Origin of the sequence: Microbacterium sp. BLY (assembly GCF_017939615.1) — a bacterium.
GTDB lineage: Bacteria > Actinomycetota > Actinomycetes > Actinomycetales > Microbacteriaceae > Microbacterium.
Genome location: NZ_JAGKSR010000001.1, coordinates 2,612,027 through 2,631,483 on the forward strand (window position 1 = coordinate 2,612,027; position 19,457 = coordinate 2,631,483).

At 70.5% G+C, this 19,457-nt stretch carries 15 protein-coding genes; 7 read left to right on the forward strand and 8 right to left on the reverse strand.

Features of this window, described 5'->3' with window-relative positions:
* Positions 1 to 17: 17 nt before the first annotated feature.
* Entirely contained in the window at positions 18 to 1,139 is a 1,122-nt protein-coding gene (locus tag KAF39_RS12805) for an alkaline phosphatase family protein (RefSeq protein WP_246878301.1), read from the reverse strand.
* Between the two features lie 44 nt (positions 1,140 to 1,183).
* Between KAF39_RS12805 and KAF39_RS12810 the strand changes: the two genes are divergently transcribed.
* Positions 1,184 to 3,625: a DNA topoisomerase (ATP-hydrolyzing) subunit A gene (locus tag KAF39_RS12810; protein WP_210677595.1), complete on the forward strand. Its 2,442-nt coding sequence runs from the start codon at positions 1,184 to 1,186 to the stop codon at positions 3,623 to 3,625.
* Between the two features lie 61 nt (positions 3,626 to 3,686).
* Here KAF39_RS12810 and KAF39_RS12815 read toward each other — a convergent pair whose 3' ends face one another.
* A complete protein-coding gene (locus KAF39_RS12815) occupies positions 3,687 to 5,798 on the reverse strand; it encodes a type IIA DNA topoisomerase subunit B (protein WP_374093743.1) in 2,112 nt (703 codons plus the stop codon).
* 181 nt (positions 5,799 to 5,979) lie between these two features.
* On the opposite strand from KAF39_RS12815, the gene KAF39_RS12820 reads away from it, so the two are divergent.
* Positions 5,980 to 6,198 carry a hypothetical protein gene (locus KAF39_RS12820; RefSeq protein WP_210677596.1) on the forward strand — a complete coding sequence of 73 codons (219 nt, stop codon included), beginning with the start codon at positions 5,980 to 5,982 and terminating at the stop codon, positions 6,196 to 6,198.
* 26 nt (positions 6,199 to 6,224) lie between these two features.
* Here KAF39_RS12820 and KAF39_RS12825 read toward each other — a convergent pair whose 3' ends face one another.
* Positions 6,225 to 7,262: an alanine racemase gene (locus KAF39_RS12825; RefSeq protein ID WP_246878302.1), complete on the reverse strand. Its 1,038-nt coding sequence runs from the start codon at positions 7,260 to 7,262 to the stop codon at positions 6,225 to 6,227.
* On the reverse strand, positions 7,262 to 7,966 hold the full coding sequence (locus KAF39_RS12830; RefSeq protein WP_307805210.1) for an alanine racemase C-terminal domain-containing protein: 705 nt from the start codon (positions 7,964 to 7,966) through the stop codon (positions 7,262 to 7,264). Before KAF39_RS12830 ends, KAF39_RS12825 begins: the two co-directional genes overlap by 1 nt.
* Before the next feature lie 84 nt (positions 7,967 to 8,050).
* Here KAF39_RS12830 and KAF39_RS12835 point away from each other — a divergent pair, with 84 nt between their 5' ends.
* The gene (locus tag KAF39_RS12835) at positions 8,051 to 9,067 is read left to right on the forward strand and encodes a sugar-transfer associated ATP-grasp domain-containing protein (RefSeq protein WP_210677597.1); all 1,017 of its coding nucleotides are present in this window, start codon (positions 8,051 to 8,053) and stop codon (positions 9,065 to 9,067) included.
* 151 nt (positions 9,068 to 9,218) lie between these two features.
* On the opposite strand, the gene KAF39_RS12840 is transcribed toward KAF39_RS12835, so the two are convergent.
* The 3 genes from KAF39_RS12840 to KAF39_RS12850 all read right to left on the reverse strand — a co-directional run bounded on the left by KAF39_RS12840 (position 9,219) and on the right by KAF39_RS12850 (position 12,258).
* Complete coding sequence (locus KAF39_RS12840) at positions 9,219 to 9,911, reverse strand: coenzyme F420-0:L-glutamate ligase (protein ID WP_210677598.1); 693 nt, start codon at positions 9,909 to 9,911, stop codon at positions 9,219 to 9,221.
* Positions 9,911 to 11,149 carry an RNA polymerase sigma factor gene (locus KAF39_RS12845; RefSeq protein ID WP_210677599.1) on the reverse strand — a complete coding sequence of 413 codons (1,239 nt, stop codon included), beginning with the start codon at positions 11,147 to 11,149 and terminating at the stop codon, positions 9,911 to 9,913. Before KAF39_RS12845 ends, KAF39_RS12840 begins: the two co-directional genes overlap by 1 nt.
* Before the next feature lie 167 nt (positions 11,150 to 11,316).
* Entirely contained in the window at positions 11,317 to 12,258 is a 942-nt protein-coding gene (locus tag KAF39_RS12850) for a proteasome assembly chaperone family protein (RefSeq protein WP_210677600.1), read from the reverse strand.
* A 114-nt stretch (positions 12,259 to 12,372) separates the two neighbouring features.
* Between KAF39_RS12850 and KAF39_RS12855 the strand changes: the two genes are divergently transcribed.
* The 3 genes from KAF39_RS12855 to sucB all read left to right on the forward strand — a co-directional run bounded on the left by KAF39_RS12855 (position 12,373) and on the right by sucB (position 17,075).
* Entirely contained in the window at positions 12,373 to 13,851 is a 1,479-nt protein-coding gene (locus tag KAF39_RS12855) for a leucyl aminopeptidase (RefSeq protein WP_210677601.1), read from the forward strand.
* Between the two features lie 5 nt (positions 13,852 to 13,856).
* Complete coding sequence (gene lpdA, locus KAF39_RS12860) at positions 13,857 to 15,230, forward strand: dihydrolipoyl dehydrogenase (protein ID WP_210677602.1); 1,374 nt, start codon at positions 13,857 to 13,859, stop codon at positions 15,228 to 15,230.
* Between the two features lie 66 nt (positions 15,231 to 15,296).
* The gene (gene sucB, locus KAF39_RS12865; RefSeq protein WP_210677603.1) at positions 15,297 to 17,075 is read left to right on the forward strand and encodes a 2-oxoglutarate dehydrogenase, E2 component, dihydrolipoamide succinyltransferase; all 1,779 of its coding nucleotides are present in this window, start codon (positions 15,297 to 15,299) and stop codon (positions 17,073 to 17,075) included.
* 8 nt (positions 17,076 to 17,083) lie between these two features.
* On the opposite strand, the gene KAF39_RS12870 is transcribed toward sucB, so the two are convergent.
* Positions 17,084 to 18,532 (reverse strand): hypothetical protein, encoded by a 1,449-nt coding sequence (locus tag KAF39_RS12870; RefSeq protein WP_210677604.1) that lies wholly within the window; start codon positions 18,530 to 18,532, stop codon positions 17,084 to 17,086.
* 162 nt (positions 18,533 to 18,694) lie between these two features.
* On the opposite strand from KAF39_RS12870, the gene KAF39_RS12875 reads away from it, so the two are divergent.
* Entirely contained in the window at positions 18,695 to 19,405 is a 711-nt protein-coding gene (locus tag KAF39_RS12875) for a DUF4191 family protein (RefSeq protein ID WP_210677605.1), read from the forward strand.
* Positions 19,406 to 19,457 lie beyond the last annotated feature (52 nt).

Here is a 19,457-nt window from a genome sequence, read left to right on the forward strand (position 1 = left end):
GCCGTCCGCCCCGCAGATCAGGAGGCGAACACGCCGCGTCGCAGGAACGGGACCCTGGTCTCCTCCGGAGTGAGTGCACCGTGCTGCCCGACCATGCCGCGACTGCGCTGGTCCTCCGCCGTCCCGTCGTAGACCGCGCGGACCCCGGAGGCGATCACCAGGAGATCGCCGATCCTGGCCAGGGAGTCATCGCGCACGACCGGCCCGAACAGCCCGGAAGCCACGGCCTGCTCGCGGGTCACGATGTCGGCCGCTCCCTCCAGGTCGCCGCGGAGTCGCGCGGCGACCGCGTGGAGGTCGGCATCCCTCTCCCGGTAGAGGTGCAGCATGCGCGGCTCCCCGCCGACGTGGCGGATCCCGACGAGATGCTCCTCCTCGAGCACGACCTGTCGGTGGTACGGCACGTCGACCATCCCGTGGTCGGACGTCACGACGACGCCGATGCCGGGCGGCACACGGACCGAGAGTGCGCCGTCGAGGAGCTCCAGAGCGGCAACCCACTCCGGCGACGCCACGCCGTGCTTGTGCCCGGCCTTGTCGACCTCGGGGAGATAGCAGTAGACGAGCGACCCTGGATGCTGCTCGGCCAGCGCGAGCGCGGCCTCGACGCGCTCCTCCGGCGATGCGGCGGCGACGAAGGCCGCGCCCCGAAGGGTGGCGCGCGTGAAGCCGCTGCGTGCATAGGCGGCGAGTCCGACGGCGAAGGTCTCCCGTCCGTCCGCGGCCGCCCGTTCGAAGACCGTGGGCGCCGCCTGCCAGGTGAGCGGATCCAGACCGTCCGTCTCCCAGCCGCTGAGCTGATTGACGAGCACGTCCCGCTCCGGATCGCGGACCCGGTAGCCCACCAGACCGTGCTCTCCGGGCCAGACCCCCGTGGTGATGCTCGTGAGAGCCGCGGCGGTCGTCGTCGGGAAGACGGTCTGCGCGACGTCGCGCTTGGTCATCCCGGACGTCAGCGAGCGCGCATGCCCGGCATGCCCGCGGAGACTGATCGCCCCGAGACCGTCGATCACGACGAGCACCGCCGACTGCGCGCGCGGCAGGGACGGGGATTCGCCGCGGAGCGCGGCGCACAGGTCGTCCGCCACCCCGACGACGCTCCGGGTACTCGGCGACGCGGACGGTAGCATGAAGGACATCCGAGCCAGTTTGACACAGGCTCCCGTACGCCCTCAGGAAGTCCATGCCGAAAACCCCGCCGCCCGAGCCCGTCGAGGAACGCATCCAGGACATCGATCTCTCACACGAGATGCAGGGCTCCTTCCTCGAGTACGCGTACTCCGTCATCTACTCCCGCGCCCTTCCCGATGCGAGGGACGGCCTCAAGCCGGTGCAGCGGCGGATCCTCTTCCAGATGGCGGAGATGGGCCTGCGTCCCGACCGCGGTCACGTGAAGAGCGCCCGCGTGGTGGGCGAGGTCATGGGAAAGCTGCACCCGCACGGCGACTCGGCGATCTACGACGCCCTCGTGCGCCTCGCGCAGGAGTGGGCCCTCCGTGTGCCGCTGGTCGACGGTCACGGCAACTTCGGCTCGCTCGACGACGGTCCGGCCGCCGCGCGTTACACGGAGGCCCGCCTCGCGGCCCCGGCCCTGTCGCTCACGGAGAACCTCGACGAGGACGTCGTCGACTTCATCCCGAACTACGACGGCCAGTTCCAGCAGCCCGCCGTCCTCCCCGCCGCGTTCCCGAACCTCCTCGTGAACGGCGCGAGCGGCATCGCGGTGGGAATGGCCACGAACATGGCGCCGCACAACCTCATCGAGGTGGTCGCGGCGGCGACCCACCTCCTCGAGCACCCGGACGCCACGACCGAAGACCTCATGGAGTACGTCCCCGGCCCCGACTTCCCGTCGGGCGGGATCCTCATGGGCCTCGACGGGGTCAAGGACGCCTACACGACGGGGCGCGGGGCGCTGAAGGTCCGGGGACGGACCTCGATCGAGCCCCTGGGCCCCCGGCGCACCGGCATCATCGTCTCGGAGCTGCCCTACATGGTCGGCCCGGAGCGCCTCATCGAGAAGATCCGCGACGCCGTGCAGGCGAAGAAGCTGCAGGGCATCAGCGACGTCACCGACCTCACCGACCGGAACCACGGCCTGCGCGTCGCGATCGGGATCAAGACCGGATTCGACCCGAACGCGGTCCTGGAGCAGCTGTACCGGCTCACTCCGCTGGAGGACTCCTTCAGCATCAACAACGTCGCCCTCGTCGACGGTCAGCCCCGCACGCTCGGTCTCAAGGAGATGCTCAGCGTCTACGTGGGGCACCGCATCGAGGTCATCACCCGCCGCAGCCGGTACCGGCTCGCGCGCCGGGAGGAGCGCCTGCACCTGGTGGAGGGGCTCCTCATCGCGATCCTCGACATCGACGAGGTCATCCAGGTCATCCGCTCCTCGGACGACACGGAGCAGGCCCGCACCCGACTCCGGTCGGTGTTCGACCTCAGCGAGCCGCAGGCCGAGTACATCCTCGAACTGCGACTGCGCCGACTGACCAAGTTCTCCCGCATCGAGCTCGAAGCGGAGCGGGACGCCCTCCTCGCGGAGATCGCGTCGCTGCGCGAGCTGCTCGCCAGCCCGGCGCTGCTGCGCGCCGCCGTCGCCCAGGAGCTCGACGCCGTGGCGGAGGCCTACGGCACGCCGCGCCGCACGCTGCTGATGAACGCCGCCCCGCCGAAGCCCCGCGCGACGAAGGGTGCGGTGGATCTGCAGATCGCCGATGCTCCGACCACCGTGGTCCTGTCGACGACGGGCCGCGCCGTGCGCGTGGACCTCGGCGAAGGACAGGAGCTCACCGCCCCGGCACGGCGGAGCAAGCACGACGCCATCCTCGCGACGGTCGAGACGACGGTCCGCGGTGAGGTCGGTGCGCTCACCAGCACGGGACGCGTCGTCCGCTTCTCCCCCGTCGACCTGCCCTCGGTGCCCGGCACGTCCGTGCAGCTCGCCGCGGGGACCCCGCTGCGCGATTACCTCGGGCTCACCACCAAGGGCGAGCGCATCCTCGGGTTCGTCCGCTTCGACAGCGACTCCCCGGTCGCTCTCGGCACCGCGCAGGGCATCGTCAAGCGGATCGTCCCGTCGACGCTTCCCGTGCGCCCCGACCTCGAGGTCATCGGCCTGAAGTCCGGCGATGCCGTGGTCGGCGCGGCCGAGGCCTCGGACGACGCGGATCTCGTGTTCCTGACCACCGATGCCCAGCTCCTCCGGTTCTCGGCATCGACGGTCCGTCCCCAGGGGGCGCCGGCGGGCGGCATGGCGGGCATCAAGCTCGGCGCGGGCGCATCGGTCCTCTTCTTCGGTGCCGTCCGCCCGGACACCGACGCCGTCGTGGCCACGGTCTCCGGCGCGGAGAGCATCCTGCCCGGGACCGATCCGGGCCGCGCGAAGGTCTCGGCGTTCACGGAGTACCCGTCCAAGGGACGCGCGACCGGCGGTGTCCGCGCCCACGCCTTCCTCAAGGGCGAGGATCGTCTCACCGTCGCCTGGGTCGGCCCCCACCCACCGCTCGCGGTCGACCCCACCGGCGCCGTGCGCAAGCTTCCGGACGCCGGGGCACGCCGCGACGCCTCCGGCCAGCCGATCGACGGCGTGATCGGCAGCATCGGGCGCACGCTCGTCTGATCCGTTCCACGAGAAGGGGGGACCCGGCGATGCCGGGTCCCCCCTTCTCGTGATCCGTGGCTCAGGCGTCGATGGACTCGCGGGAGAGCTGATCAGCAGAGTCGATGATGAACTCCCGACGCGGGGCGACCTCGTTGCCCATGAGGAGTTCGAAGACGCGACCCGCGGCCTCGGCGTCCTCCATGCGCACGCGGCGCAGGAGACGTCCGGAGCGGTCCATGGTCGTGTTCGCCAGCTGCTCCGCGTCCATCTCGCCGAGACCCTTGTAGCGCTGGATCGGCTCGTGCCAGCGCTTGCCGGCCTTGCGGAGCTTGGCGAGCAGCGCGTGCAGCTCCTGCTCGCTGTACGTGTAGATGGTCTCGTTCGGCTTCGACCCCGGATTGATGACGATGATCCGATGCAGCGGCGGCACGGCGGCGAACACCCGTCCGTGCTCGATGAGCGGCCGCATGTAGCGGAAGAAGAGCGTGAGCAGCAGAGTGCGGATGTGCGCGCCGTCGACATCGGCGTCGCTCATGAGGATGATCTTCCCGTAGCGGGCGGCGTCGATGTCGAACGTGCGGCCCGAGCCCGCGCCGATCACCTGGATGATGGACGCGCACTCGGCATTGGAGAGCATGTCGCCGACCGAGGCCTTCTGCACGTTCAGGATCTTGCCCCGGATGGGCAGCAGCGCCTGGAACTCGCTGTTGCGCGCGTTCTTCGCCGTACCGAGCGCCGAGTCGCCCTCGACGATGAAGAGCTCACTGCGCTCGACGTCGTTGGTCCGGCAGTCGACGAGCTTGGTCGGCAGCGTCGATGACTCCAGCGCGTTCTTGCGCCGCTGGGTCTCCTTGTGCGCTCGGGCCGACACCCGGGCCTTCATCTCCGACACGATCTTGTCGAGCAGCTGCGTCGCCTGGCTCTTGTCGTCGCGTTTGGTGGAGGCGAAGCGCTGCTGGAGATCCTTGCGCATCACCTGGGCGACGATCTGGCGCACGGCGGGGGTGCCGAGCACTTCCTTCGTCTGCCCCTCGAACTGCGGCTCCGGCACGTTGACCGTGAGGACGGCGGTGAGGCCGGCGAGCACGTCGTCCTTCTCCAGCTTGTCGTTGCCCACCTTCAGACGCCGCGCGTTCTGCTCGACCTGACTGCGCAGCACCTTCAGCAGCTCCTGCTCGAAGCCCTGCTGGTGCGTGCCGCCCTTCGGCGTGGAGATGATGTTGACGAAGGAGCGGATCCGCGTGTCGTAGCCCGTCCCCCAGCGCAGCGCGATGTCGACGGCGCACACGCGCTCGACCTCGGTGGCCACCATGTGCCCGTCGGCCTGCAGGACGGGCACGGTCTCGGTGAAGGTCCCCTCCCCCTGGATCCGCCACGTGTCGGTCACGGGAGGGTCGACCGCCAGGTACTCCACGAATTCGGAGATGCCGCCCTCGTAGAGGTACGAGGTCTCCACGGGGCCGGTCGGGGTGCCGTCCTCGCCCACCAGGGCGCTCGCGGCGCGCTCGTCGCGCACCACGATCTCCAGACCGGGCACGAGGAAGGCGGTCTGCCGGGCCCGCGTCTCGAGCTCGGCGAGCTGGAAAGCCGCGTCCTTGGTGAAGATCTGGCGGTCCGCCCAATAGCGGACGCGGGTGCCGGTGACGCCGCGCGGCGCCTTGCCGACGACCCGCAGCTCGCTGTTCTCCTCGAATGGAGTGAACGGCGCATCGGGGCGCTTCTCTCCCGAATCCTGGAAGATGCCGGGCTCGCCGCGATGGAACGACATCGCGTACGTCTTGCCGCCGCGGTCGACCTCCACGTCGAGACGTTCCGAGAGCGCGTTGACCACCGACGCGCCGACGCCGTGCAGACCGCCCGAGGCCGCGTAGGACCCGCCGCCGAACTTCCCGCCCGCGTGCAGTTTCGTGTAGACGACCTCGACACCGGTCAGACCGGTCCGGGGCTCGACGTCGACGGGGATGCCGCGACCGCGGTCGTGCACCTCGACGCTGCCGTCGTCATGCAGGATGATGTCGATCCGCGAACCGTTGCCGGCGACGGCCTCGTCGACGGAGTTGTCGATGATCTCCCAGAGGCAGTGCATGAGCCCGGGCGAACCGTTCGAGCCGATGTACATGCCGGGGCGCTTGCGGACCGCTTCGAGGCCCTCGAGCACCTGGAGATGATGGGCGGAGTACTCGGCATTCACAATCTCCGAGTCTATTCGCGGGAGGCCGCCGCCCTCCGCCGACACTCCCCGTCGATGCGCACTCGCGAGGGCGCGCGTACGCGCTGAGCGAAACACGCCGCCGACCGGGCATGCCCACAGGTGCAGCGTGGTTGTATTGAGCACGACCACACAGGACGCCGAGACCCGAGGAGGCCCCGAGATGAATGCAACGACCGAACGTGAGACCTCCGCCGTCGAGTTCCGCCTGACCGCGATGGACCGCTGCGACTCCTGTGGAGCGCAGGCCTACATCGCGGCCGAGGTCAACGGCTCCGAGCTGCTCTTCTGCGCGCACCACGGCCGCAAGTACGAGGAGAAGCTCCGCAGCGTGGCCACGAGCTGGCACGACGAGACCGCTCGTCTCATCGAGACCGCCTGAGCAGCGCGTGACCCGGCCAGCCCGGGTCAGTCCACGACCCTCCGCCGGATCCGCGGACCGAGTCGCGTGAGGATCTCCTCGCCGACCGTGTCGATCCGCTCGGCGAGGGTCGTCGCTGTCTCCTCGCCCTGTTCTCCGGCACCGAAGATGGTCACGTCGTCCCCGACGGCCATGCCCTGCCACCCTGCCACCGTCGTCGTCGCCAGATCGATGGCGGACACCCGCCGGGGCCCGGCGGGAGTCCCGACCGTCATCCCGACGAGCGTGGACGGCAGGCCGTCGAGGCTGCCGACGCCGACCACGGCCTCCCCGTGCTCCACCCGCACGACGGGAGCCGCCAGGCTCGCGGCGGGCCTGACCCCGTCGAGGTCCGGACCATCCGCGGAACGGATGCCGTAGCAGAAGGCCCCGATGCGCGACACGGTGCCACGCAGCTCGGGGCGCCACCAGGACGCGGCCGACGCCGTGAGGTGCAGAGCACCCGGCAGCGGACCGGACTGGCCCGCCTGTCGCACGGCTTCGAGGAACACGGCCTGCGCCTCGTCATCCTCGGCGTCGCTCGCCTCGGCGATGTGACTCCAGATGCCCACCAGCGACAGCGCTCCCGCGCTCTCGGCGTCCCTCGCCTCCGCGATGGCGGACGGCCAGTCCTCCGGACGGACGCCGTTGCGGTGCAGCCCGGTGTCGATCTTGAGGTGCACGCGCGCGCGGACGCCGAGCACAACGGCTCGGGTGACGATACGACGCAGGTACTCGATCGTGCCGACACCGAGTTCGATGTCGTGCAGGAGCGCCTCGTCGATCTCTGCGTCCGTCGACGTCGCCCACGCGAACACCGTCACGGTTCCGCCCGCGATGCGCCGGACGTCGAGCCCGCCGCGCACGTCGTAGCTGCCGAAGGTCGTCACTCCCGCGTCGAGCGCGGTCTCGACCGCCCAGCGGAGTCCGTGGCCGTACGCGTCGTCCTTGAGGACCAGCATCAGCGCCGAATCCCCCAGCCGCTCCTGCACTGCCGCGATGTTCGAACGGAACACGCCGCTGTCGAGGCGCAGTTCGGGTCGCATCAGGCCTCCCATCCGCGCACGGCGTGCGCTCCCGGCACGGCGACGAGCTCCGCGATCGTCAACCCGGTGATCTCGGACCAGCGGGCGAGCGCGCCGGCGGCCGGGCCCGTTCCGCCGAAGAAGGTCACGGTGTCCCCGAGCTTCGCGTCGACGCCCTGCAGATCGATCACGCAGACGTCCATCGCGACACGCCCGACGATCGGGCGCAGCACGCCGTCGATCTCGACGTCGGCGCGGTTGCCCAGCGCGCGCACCACGCCCTGGGCGTATCCGCCGGTCACGAGGGCCACCACGGTGTCTTCCTGAGCGCGGAACGTGTAGCCGTAGGAGACGGCCTCACCGGCCCGCAGGCGCTTGGTCGACATGACCCGGCCGGTGAGACGCAGAACCGGCGCCGACGCCAGCGAGCGGGAGGAGTCCGGAAGGCCGTACAGCAACGCCGGGTCGACGTCGGGCTCCCCGGTGGTCGTGCCGACGATGCCTTCGAGCCGCAGCGCCTCCACCTCGCCGACGGAGTCGACGAGCACCCGGTCGGCGCCCGCGGCGGTGACGGCGTGCGCGACGGCGAGCAGGCCATGCCCCCAGGCGTCACGACGGAGGTCGGCCGTGCGCCCTCCCGCCCGGATCGCCGCGGAGGCGCCGGCAGCGAGGGCCGAACGCGAGATCATCGCCTGCGGAAGCGCACTCGAACTCGTGTCACACACGTCCTCCAGCCTAGCTTCCGTGCTCCCAGGACCCTGAGCGCTCCCCGCGTAGACTGAGACGTCGACCCCTAGACCCGGAGCTCCATGTCTCGTCTTTCTCTCGCGCCCCGCATCCGCTACCTCCTCGGCCGCGCCCGCCGCATCGACGTCGGCTCGGTTCTCGACCGGGCCAAGGAGGCCTCGGCGCAGCACGACCGCCCCGTCTCCACGATCGTCGCCGACATGCTCTGGTCGGCGGCCCGTCACAACGTCGGCTTCCAGGACTACATCGACTACGACTTCGCGATGCTGACCCGCGCGGAGCGCGAGACGTACATGACGCACCCGGTGTCCAACCAGCTCTCGCAGAAGTACGACCACCCCGACTTCCGCTGGATCTTCCAGGACAAGATCGAGTTCAACCGCAAGTTCTCGGCACACCTGCACCGCGAGTGGATGGTGGTCGAGGAGGGGAACGCCGACGAGGTCCGCGCCCTCACCGAGCGCCTCGGAACGATCGTCACGAAGGAACCGGTCGGCCAGGCCGGCACCGGCGTGCACCGCTACCACGCCGCCGACATCACGGACTGGACCGAGTTCCACCGGGGTCTGCTCGATCGGGGCGAGCTGCTGATCGAAGAGGTCATCCGTCAGCACGACGACCTCGCCGCCGTGTGCCCCGGCACCGTGAACACCACCCGCATCACCGCGTTCTTCGACGGCGAGAAGGCGCACATCCTCGCGATGGCGCAGAAGTTCGGCCGCGGCGCGGTGAGCGACCAGATGACCTTCGGCGGCTTCTACACGATGCTCGACGAGAACGGACACGCGGTCGGGGCCGGCTACGACTCGCACGGCCACGTCCACGAGACGCACCCGGACTCCGGGTTCCGCATCGCCGACTTCCAGCTGCCCTACATGGACGAGGTGCGCACGTTCATCGACCAGGTCGCCCGCGTCGTGCCGCAGGTGCAGTACGTCGGGTGGGACGTCGTCGTCACCCCGGACGGCCCCGTGCTCGTCGAGGGCAACTGGGGTGCGGGCGTCTACGAGAACAAGCCCAGCGTCACCGGCATCCGCACCGGGCACAAGCCCCGGTACCGCGAGGTCATCGGCTTCTGACCCTTCGACAAGCTCGCCCTTCGACAAGCTCAGGGACCCAGGGTGGGTCGCTGAGCCTGTCGAAGCGTCGACCCGGCCCGTTACGTACGAACCGGCCCCTTGCGTTCGCACGCAAGGGGCCGGTTCGGTCGTTAGGGGGTGGGTCGACCGCTCAGATGGCGCGGACGATGCCGAGCGGCGTGGACTCGAGGCCCTGGCCGAGCGGGTTGTCCCCGAGGATCTTCACCAGGCGCAGCTCGCCCGCCTTGTCCAGCGTCGACCCGAGGATGTTGCCGCCGAGGTCGTTGATGTCGACCACCGCTACCTCAGCCTGGCCGCCGATCAGCGTCTTCAGGTGCGCCGCGACCCGGTCCGGGTCCTTCGGCCCGAGCACCACAGCCTCGTTGTACGGAGGGATGGTGTGCTTCGTCGGTCCGTCGATCGCGCGCGCCTTGTCCCCCGCGATGCGGTAGAAGTCGCCCTTGCGCCCGAAGGCCTTCGTGACCGCCGCGACGGCCGCCGCGAAGAGGATGCGGGGCGTGCCGCACTCGCGCAGCGCCATCTCCATCGTCTCCGGCATGCCGAGACCGATGCCGTACGGCGTGCGAGTGACGTACTTCGACAGGAACAGCGCGAGCTTCCGCGGCTGGATCTCGTCCAGGCGGTAGGACCGGCCCTGCGTGATCGCGACGATCTTCTCGGTCACGAAGAGCAGGTCGCCCGGCTGCACGGCGTCCTTCGCATACTCCGTGATGATGGCGTCGAGATCGTCGTCCGGCATCACGACACGGGTGCGCAGCGGAATCCGCGCGTAGCTCTTTCCGTCGACGCTCGTCTCGAGCGCCTTGCCCTCGTTCGCCTGCATCACTCGAGGTAGTCCCGCAGCGACTGCGAGCGGCTCGGGTGGCGCAGCTTCGCCATCGTCTTGGACTCGATCTGACGGATGCGCTCACGCGTCACGCCGAACGTGTCGCCGATCTGGTCGAGCGTCTTCGGCTGCCCGTCGCCGAGACCGAAGCGCATGCGGATCACGCCGGCCTCGCGCTCCGAGAGCGAATCGAGGAGCTGTTCGAGCTGACGCTGCAGCATCGTGAAGCCCACGGCATCGGCAGGGACCACGGCCTCGGTGTCCTCGATGAGGTCACCGAACTCGCTGTCGCCGTCCTCGCCGAGCGGCGTGTGCAGGGAGATCGGCTCACGACCGTACTTCTGCACCTCGACGACCTTCTCCGGCGTCATGTCGAGTTCGCGGCTGAGCTCTTCCGGGGTGGGCTCGCGGCCCAGGTCCTGCAGCATCTGCCGCTGGACGCGGGCGAGCTTGTTGATGACCTCGACCATGTGCACCGGGATGCGGATCGTCCGGGCCTGGTCGGCCATGGCACGCGTGATCGCCTGCCGGATCCACCACGTGGCGTAGGTCGAGAACTTGAAGCCCTTGGTGTAGTCGAACTTCTCGACCGCACGGATGAGGCCCAGGTTGCCCTCCTGGATGAGGTCGAGGAACTGCATGCCGCGGCCGGTGTAGCGCTTGGCCAGCGAGACCACCAGTCGGAGGTTGGCGCCGAGGAGGTGGCTCTTCGCGCGCTGACCGTCCCGGGCGACCCACTGCAGGTCGAGCCCGAGCTGGCTCGTCTTCTCGGCCGGCGACATCGCGGAGAGCTTCTCCTCGGCGAACAGTCCCGCCTCGATGCGCATCGCGAGCTCGACCTCTTCGGCCGCGTTCAGCAGCGCGACCTTTCCGATCTGCTTCAGGTAGTCCTTGACCGGGTCGGCCGTGGCGCCGGTGATCTGGGTCGAGTAGACCGGCACCTCCTCGTCGTCCTTGGAGGAGATGACGATCGCCCCCGTGGGCAGAGGCTCGGTGAAGGCCGGCTTGGCCTCTTCCTCCTCGTCGTCACCCGCGGAGTCCTCGGCACCGTCGGTCGCCGCCGCGTCGTCCTCTTCGACGACCTCGGTCTTCTTCTTCTTCGCAGGGGCGCGCTTGGCCGCGGCGCGCTTGGGGGCGGGCGCCGCCTCAGTCGCGTCGACGTCCTCGACCTCGGGATCCGCGGTGATCTGATCGGCCTTCTTCGTCCGCGTGTTCTTCGTCGTGGCAGGAGTCACGTTTCGCCTTTCACGGGGCCGCTGGGAGACCCCGGGACATTTCGGACACTAGTAAGACCCTTGTCAAGTCCGGTGCTCGAAAACACCGATTGACAACGGGTCGGACTCCTAGTCTCGCACACGTATGGCGATGAAGGCGCATTCGTCCGCGATCGCGGACGAATCGCTCAGCCGCGACCCGGCTTGTCGTCGTCCCCCGACGGCCGCGAGGCGAGGTAACGCTCCAACTCGGCCGCGAGTTCGTCCGCGCTGGGAAGGTCCCGTTCGTTGAAGCCGCCCTCGTCGTAGGAGTCGTCCTCCGGGTCGCGACCGGCCATGTAGGCGTCGTACCGACGCTCCAGGTTGTGCACCATCTGCTGCAGCTCGTCGTTGGCCGCGACCTGCTCGTCGACGCGGGCGATGTAGTCGGCCCGGCGCTCCTGCACGGCATCGAGCATGAGTACGAGCCCCGTCGAGGCCATGAGCTTCTCCGCCGCCGCGCTCACCGCCTCCGGGTTCTCGGTCTCGGCGAGGTAGTGGGGCACGAGCAGGACGAAGCCGACCACGCGCTCGCCGCGCTCCGCGAACCGGTACTCCAGGAGGTGGCCGGCCGTCGCGGGCACCTGGGTGCGGGGCCGCCACACGGAGTGCGACACGATGAGATCCCGCCGGTTCCCGCTCACGGTCGTCCCGATCGGACGGGTGTGCGGCACCGGCATCGCAATCGAGTGCACCCAGTGGAGTCCGGACGCCTCGAACTCGGCGGCGAGATCCAGCACCGTCTCCGCGAACGCGTTCCAGGCGAAGTCCGGTTCGTACCCCGTGAGGAGCAGGAACGGGCGCCCGAGTGCGTCAGTGGCGAGCGAGAGCTCCAGGCGCGGCGGGCGGAACTCGGCGAGGTGGTCCTGGTCGAAGGAGATGACCGGGCGGCGCGCCCGGTAGTCGAGGAGCAGGTCGTTGTCGAAGACGGCCAGCGGCTGCGGGGACGTCGTCTCCCGCAGGTGATCGATGAGCCCGGACACCGCGCTGCCGGCGTCGGTGAAACCGGTGAGCAGCATCACGAGGGGCAGGCCGTGCGGCACCGTGGGTGCATTCGCGACACGTTCGTGGATCTCTCCGGAGAAGGGCATGTCTCCATGCTACGAGCCGCGCCCGGAGCCGGGCTCTGACCCGTCTCGCTGAGAGCGAACACACCCCGTCCGGCCGGGCGGTCCCGCCGGGGCGGAGATCCTAGGATGGAGGGCATGACGCTTCCCGTGCTCTCGCACACCACCGATCAGTTCCCCGGAAGCGCTGCCGATGCCGCAGTGCTCGTCGTCCCCGATCTCTCCGAGTCGGCCGAGTCGCTGGCGGCTCATCCCGGCCTCGCGGATGTCCTCGCGGGCATCGGCTTCACGGGGGCTGCGGGGTCGTTCACCCGCGTGTACGCACCGGAGGTGACCGCCCTCCCGTTCGCCGTCGTCGGCGCGGGATCCACGATCGACGACGCCGCCGTCCGCAGCGCCGCGGGAGTCGCGCTGCGCTCCCTGACCGGCTTCGACCGCGTCGCGCTCGGCTTCGCCGGCGGCCTCGAGGCCCACGCCGTGGCCGCTGCCGAAGGCGCCGTGCTGGGCGGCTACCGCTTCGACGACTACCGCGCGGAGAGCGGTAAGAAGAAGCGTGCCACCGCGGTCGTCGTCCATGCCGCACTCGACGACGCCGCGATCGCCCGGGCGCAGGCCACCGGCGAGGCCGTCGCCCTCATCAAGGACCTCGTCAACGTGCCCGCCGAATGGCAGAGCCCGGAACAGCTGGCCCAGACCGCCGCCGACAGCGTCGCCGACCTCGACGTCACCGTGGAGATCCTCGACGAGAAGGCCCTCGCCGATCAGGGCTTCGGCGGCATCCTCGGCGTCGGACAGGGCTCGGACCGCCCGCCCCGCCTGGTCCGCCTCGACTACGCCCCCGCGGGGGCCCAGCGTCACATCGCGCTCGTCGGCAAGGGGATCACGTTCGACACCGGCGGTCTCTCGCTCAAGCCGGCGGCCTCGATGGTGGGCATGAAGTTCGACATGGCGGGAGCCGCCACGTCGCTCGCCGCTCTCCGCGCGATCGCCGCACTCGGCCTCCCCGTGCACGTGACCGCCTGGCTCTGCATCACCGACAACATGCCGTCCGGTCGCGCACTCCGTCCGGGCGACGTCATCCGCATCCTCGACGGCACCACCGTGGAGGTGCTGAACACCGACGCGGAGGGACGCCTGGTCCTCGCCGACGGACTCGTCGCCGCGAGCAGGGAGAACCCCGACGTCATCATCGACGTCGCGACGCTGACCGGCGCGATCGTCGCCGCGCTCGGCCACCGTCACACCGGCGTCTTCGGCGACGACGACACGGTCGCCGAGTTCCTCGCCGCTGCGGCGCGAACGGGCGAGCCGGCATGGCACATGCCGCTGCCCGCGTACATGGAGGAGACACTGGACTCCCCCATCGCCGACATGATCAACGCCAACATGGGCGACCGGATGGGCGGAGCGTCGTTCGCCGGTCTCTTCCTGCGGCGCTTCGTCGGCCGCACCTCGGACGCGGATGACGCGCCGCGCATCCCCTGGGTGCACCTCGACATCGCGGGATCCGGCGAACACGCCGGCGCTCCCTACGGCTTCACCGAGAAGGGCCCCACGGGGGCGATGGTCCGATCGATCATCGCCTTCGCCGACGCAGCATCCCACCCGGAGGCATGACACCCATGACAACCCACACCTTCGACATCGTCGTCCTGGGCGGCGGCAGCGGCGGCTACGCCGCGGCACTGCGAGCGAGCGAGCTCGGCAAGTCCGTCGCACTGATCGAGAAGGACAAGGTGGGCGGCACATGCCTCCACCGCGGGTGCATCCCGACGAAGGCGCTGCTGCACGCCGCCGAGGTGGCTGACCACGTGCGCGATGCCTCCTCCGTCGGCGTCACGGCCTCGTTCGGTGGCGTCGACCCCGTGGGCGTCCGGACGTACCGCGAGGGAATCGTCGCCAAGAAGTACAAGGGCCTCGAGGGACTCGTGAAGGCGCGCGGGATCACGACGGTCTCCGGTCTCGGTCGGTTGAACGCAGACCGGAGCGTCAGCGTCGGCGACGACGTCTACGTGGGCACGGACGTCATCCTCGCCACCGGCTCCTACAGCCGCTCGCTGCCGGGCCTGGAGATCGGCGGACGGATCCTGACCAGCGAGCAGGCCCTCGCCCTGGACGTCATCCCTGATCGCGTGCTCATCCTGGGCGGCGGCGTGATCGGCGTCGAGTTCGCGAGCGTGTGGCGCTCGTTCGGTGCCGAGGTGACCATCGTGGAGGCACTGCCGCATCTCGTCCCGAACGAGGACATCGCGATGAGCAAGGGCCTGGAGCGCGCGTTCCGACGGCGTGGCATCCAGTACTCCCTGGGCGTGCGCTTCCAGAGCGCCACGCAGGACGACTCGTCCGTGACCGTCACCCTGGAGGACGGCAAGGAGTTCACGGCGGACTACCTCCTCGTCGCCGTGGGCCGCGGCCCCGCCACCGCCGACCTGGGATTCGAGGAAGCCGGCGTGCGCCTGGACCGTGGGTTCGTGACAGTGGACGACGAGCTCCGCACCGGCGTCCCTGGCGTGTGGGCGGTCGGCGACATCGTCCCGGGCCTCCAGCTCGCCCACCGCGGATTCCAGCAGGGCATCGCCGTCGCCGAGCGCATCGCCGGCCTCTCCCCCGTGAACGTTCCCGACGTCCAGATCCCGAAGGTCACCTACTCCAGCCCCGAGGTCGCCTCGGTCGGCCTCACGGAGGAGGCGGCGGTCGCCGCGCACGGTGCCGACGCCGTCCACTCCTACGAGTACAACCTTGCGGGGAACGGCAAGAGCGAGATCATCGGCACGGGCGGCCTCGTCAAGGTCGTCCGCCTCAAGGACGGTCCCGTCCTCGGCGTGCATCTCCTCGGCGACCGTGTGGGCGAGCTCATCACCGAGGGGCAGCTCGCCGTGGCGTGGGAAGCCCATCCAGAGGACATCGCGCCGCTCATCCACGCCCACCCGACCCAGAGCGAGGCCCTCGGCGAAGCCTTCCTCGCACTGGCCGGAAAGCCCCTGCACGCCCTCTGAGCACCAACCGGTGCCCGAGTCACTAAGCTAGACAAGCGTCATACAACTTCTGAAGGAGACTCAGTCATGAGCACATCCGTGGTCCTCCCCGCTCTCGGTGAGAGCGTCACAGAGGGTACGGTCACCCGCTGGCTCAAGCAGGTGGGAGACACCGTCCAGGCGGACGAGGGCCTGCTCGAGATCTCGACCGACAAGGTCGACACCGAGATCCCGTCTCCGGTCACCGGCGTCATCGAGGAGATCCTCGTCGCCGAGGACGAGACCGTCGAGGTCGGAGCCCTGCTGGCCCGCATCGGCGACGGCAGCGGAGCGGCCCCCGCCGGCGACGCTCCGGCGGCCGCCGAGGCCGCCCCCGCCGAGGCCGCCGCTCCCGCTGCCCCGGAGCCCGCCGCAGCCCCCGAGCCGGCCGCACAGCAGGCCCCCGCCGAGTCCGCTCCGGCTGAGTCCGCTCCGGCTGAGGCCGCTCCGGCGGCTCCGTCGGGCGACGCCACCGACATCGTGCTCCCCGAACTCGGCGAGAGCGTCACCGAGGGGACGGTCACTCGCTGGCTCAAGCAGGTCGGCGACTCCGTCGAGGTCGACGAGGCTCTCCTGGAGATCTCCACCGACAAGGTCGACACCGAGATCCCGTCGCCGGTCGCCGGCGTGCTGCAGGAGATCGTCGCCGGCGAGGACGAGACCGTCGAGGTCGGCGCCGTGCTGGCGCGCGTCGGTTCCGGTGCTGCTCCGGCAGCGCAGCCCGAGGCTCCCGCCGCTCCGCAGGCCGAGGCCCCGTCCGCTCCGGCCCCGCAGTCCGAGGCTCCGGCCGCTCCTGCTCCGCAGGCTGAGGCGCCGGCGGCTCCCGCCGCTCCGGCCCCGCAGGCTGAGGCCCCGGCCGCGCCCGCCGCTCCGGCGGCGCCCGCGCAGGCGGAGGCTCCCAAGCTGTCGCTGCCGACCGAGAGCGACAACCTGTACGTGACACCGCTCGTGCGTCGTCTGGCTGCGCAGCAGGGTGTCGACCTCGCCAGCGTCAAGGGCACGGGAGTGGGAGGCCGCATCCGCAAGGAGGACGTCCTCAAGGCGGCCGAGTCCGCCACCGCCGCACCCGCTGCCGCCGCGGCCCCCGCACCGGCTCCGCTCGAGGTGTCGCCGCTCCGTGGGACCACCCAGCCGATGTCGCGCCTGCGCAAGGTCCTCGCCAAGCGCGCGGTCGAGTCGATGCAGCAGACGGCTCAGCTCACCACGGTGGTCGAGGTCGATGTCACCGCCCTCGCCGAGTACCGCGACAGCGTGAAGGCCTCGTTCCTCGAGAAGACCGGCGACAAGCTGTCGTTCCTCCCGTTCTTCGCGCTGGCGGCGGCGGAGGCCCTCCAGGCCTTCCCGATCATCAACGCGACCGTCGACGGCGAGCAGATCGTCTACCCGGCTTCGGAGAACGTCTCGATCGCCGTCGACACCGAGCGTGGCCTGCTCACGCCGGTGCTCCGCGATGCGGCTTCGAAGAACATCGCCCAGATCGCCCACGAGATCGCCGACCTCGCCGCGCGCACCCGCGACAACAAGCTGAAGCCCGACGAGCTGGCGGGCGGCACGTTCACGCTGACCAACACCGGTTCGCGTGGCGCGCTGTTCGACACGCCTGTCGTGTTCCTCCCGCAGTCCGCGATCCTCGGCACGGGAACCGTCGTCAAGCGTCCCGGTCTGGTCAAGGTCGGCGGCACGGACGCGATCGCCGTGCGCTCGTACGTCTACCTCGCTCTGTCTTACGACCACCGCATCATCGACGGCGCGGATGCCGCGCGCTTCCTCGGAGCGGTCAAGGCCCGCCTCGAGGCCGCGCAGTTCAGCGGTCAACTCGGCGCCTGACCCGCGGCTCATCTCGGCTGGTCCGCGACGCGATACGCGTCGCGGACCAGCCATTTCTCTGCCTGGCGCATGAGCACGACGATCGTGCCCGGCCCGCCCTCCGCACCACCATCCACCGCGGGGAACTCGAGGACCGCGATGTCGCCGTAGCGGTCCACGAGCACCGCGTCCCCCTCCCTCCCCGCGGCGGCCATGATCTCCACGACGCCCCCGGATCCGGGCACCACCGCCCCCGCGCACACCACGTCACCCTCCTCCGCGCAGGCCGTGACCTGCGCCCGCAGGGCCGCCGCGGCAGGAACCGGGTCATCCCCCGCTGAGGGCGTCGCCGAGGCGGACGGCAGCGACGTCGGCGACGGACCCGCGTCGCCGAGCCCAGGGCCCGACGCACGCTCCTCCGGCCGGGGAGTGCTCGACGCGGTCACCGTTCCCTGCGGGGAGCCGACCGCCGAGTCCTCCCCTCCGGACGGCCACAGCAATCCCACCCCGAGCACCGCTGCGGCACAGACCCCGGCGAGCACGAGGAGCCGGGCCCTCGGCGCACGGGACCGCGTGCGCACTCTCCGTCGCCGCGTTCCGGTCCCCCGCCGGTCGTCGGCGAACGGCGCCCGCGCCCGCAGCCGGTCACGCTGGTCCCCCAGAACCGTCGCGACCGTCAGCGCCCACGCCCGGACACCCCGCGCAGGCCGCTGCCGGTGATCCCGGCGCCCTCGCCGCAGGGGGCGCGCAACGGACTCCCCGCGGTCCCGCTGCCGGAGAGCGCCGACGACGCCGGCGGCCGGGGCCACCGGTGCGGTCTCGACCTCGTCCGTCTCCAGCGGACGAGGCGCCGCGATCTCCAGCAGCTCGCGCTCGCCCTCATCGAGCAGGCGCCGCGGTACGCGGCGTTGCCCGACTGCGGCGCGCAGACGCTCGCCGATCCGCTCGAGCGCGCGTGCGAGGGTCTTGTCGGCGCATTCCCGTTGCAGTCGATCCACGATCTCCTGCGCACCGACGGCCGCTTCCTTCCCCGACCCCAGGACGAAGACGGGACGACCTCCCTCGGTGAGCCACCACGTGCCCGACGCCGCGACGGATTCCGCGGGCCCCAGCTCCGCGAGTCCTCGCAGCAGACTGACCACGACCGTGCTGACCTCTCCTGCCGACAACCCAGGACGGCTGCCGAGCCGCCGGCCGACGGCGACGTCGAGCCGCCGGGTGCACCACGGGAGGAGCACGTCATGCCCGCGTGCCCGCCGGATGACGTCGAGGGGTGCGGCGACGTGCTGCGCCCCGGCGTACCTCCAGCCGCCCCACGTGGCGAAGTGCTCCGCCGCCTGCCGGACAGCCGGCCCGTCCGGGGTCGTCACGAGCGTGCCGGAGAACGGTTCTTCCGCGGCGTCGAGCACACGGATCGTGCGATGCGCCTGTGTCAGGACCGTCGGCTCGGCGGTCACGTGCTCTGATTCGTCTGCCATGCCGACCATCACAGCCGATCGCGAACGGGCGATGCGCCACATTCGCCCGTCGGGGGAACGATCCTCCCTCGACGAGCGAATGTGGAGGAAAGACCCTGCCGTCGCTCCGCTTCGCGCGAACGACGGCATCGTGAGGCCTGAGGACTCGGTAGGCTGGTCTCCATGGCAAAGCGTGCTCCCGAACCCGAGAAGCGTCCTGGGTTCTTCTCCCAGATCAAGTCCCTCTTCCGGTTCACGCGCGAGGCCTACCCGTGGCTTCCGTGGGCGCAGCTCGCGATCCTCGTCGGCGGCATCCTGCTCGGCCTGGTGGCCGGCTACCTGATCCCGCCGTTCCAGGTCTGGACGCTCGTGCTCTGGGCCATCACCGGTCTCATGCTCGGTGTCCTCGGCGCGCTGTTCCTCATGACCCGCCTGTCGACCTCGGCGATGTACACGAAGATCGACGGGATGCCCGGCGCCACCGGCCACGTGCTCAGCACCAGCCTCGGGCGTCGCTGGCAGGCATCGGACACGCCCGTCGGCATCAACCCCAAGACGCAGGAGGCGGTCTACCGCACGGTCGGCCGCGGCGGCATCGTGGTCGTCGGCGAGGGCGCTCGCGGGCGTCTCACGCGCCTCGTCAACGAGGAGCGCAGCCGGGCCCAGCGCGTCGCCCACGGCGTGCCCGTGACCGTGCTCTACGTCGGACACGGGGAGGACGAGGTGCCGATCGCCGACCTCGCGAAGACCATCAAGAAGCTGCCGAAGGCCATCGACAAGGCGACCATGGCCGCGGTGATCCGTCGCATCGACTCCGTCTCGCAGTCGCTGTCGTCGCTGCCGATCCCGAAGGGCATCGACCCGACGAAGGTGCGCGCGCAGCGTCCGCGCTGATCATGACTCGAACCGCGAAGCGCGGCCGTCCTCACCGGGAGGGCCGCGCTTC

Bases quoted from the DNA above. Each gene is read 5' to 3' on its own strand.
- KAF39_RS12840 (WP_210677598.1), bottom strand. From the start codon at position 9,911: ATGCAGGCGAACGAGGGCAAGGCGCTCGAGACGAGCGTCGACGGAAAG.
- KAF39_RS12820 (WP_210677596.1), top strand. From the start codon at position 5,980: ATGAATGCAACGACCGAACGTGAGACCTCCGCCGTCGAGTTCCGCCTG.
- KAF39_RS12810 (WP_210677595.1), top strand. From the start codon at position 1,184: ATGCCGAAAACCCCGCCGCCCGAGCCCGTCGAGGAACGCATCCAGGAC.
- KAF39_RS12825 (WP_246878302.1), bottom strand. From the start codon at position 7,262: ATGCGACCCGAACTGCGCCTCGACAGCGGCGTGTTCCGTTCGAACATC.
- KAF39_RS12870 (WP_210677604.1), bottom strand. From the start codon at position 18,532: ATGGCAGACGAATCAGAGCACGTGACCGCCGAGCCGACGGTCCTGACA.
- sucB (WP_210677603.1), top strand. From the start codon at position 15,297: ATGAGCACATCCGTGGTCCTCCCCGCTCTCGGTGAGAGCGTCACAGAG.
- KAF39_RS12805 (WP_246878301.1), bottom strand. From the start codon at position 1,139: ATGTCCTTCATGCTACCGTCCGCGTCGCCGAGTACCCGGAGCGTCGTC.
- KAF39_RS12875 (WP_210677605.1), top strand. From the start codon at position 18,695: ATGGCAAAGCGTGCTCCCGAACCCGAGAAGCGTCCTGGGTTCTTCTCC.
- KAF39_RS12850 (WP_210677600.1), bottom strand. From the start codon at position 12,258: ATGCCCTTCTCCGGAGAGATCCACGAACGTGTCGCGAATGCACCCACG.
- KAF39_RS12835 (WP_210677597.1), top strand. From the start codon at position 8,051: ATGTCTCGTCTTTCTCTCGCGCCCCGCATCCGCTACCTCCTCGGCCGC.
- KAF39_RS12855 (WP_210677601.1), top strand. From the start codon at position 12,373: ATGACGCTTCCCGTGCTCTCGCACACCACCGATCAGTTCCCCGGAAGC.
- lpdA (WP_210677602.1), top strand. From the start codon at position 13,857: ATGACAACCCACACCTTCGACATCGTCGTCCTGGGCGGCGGCAGCGGC.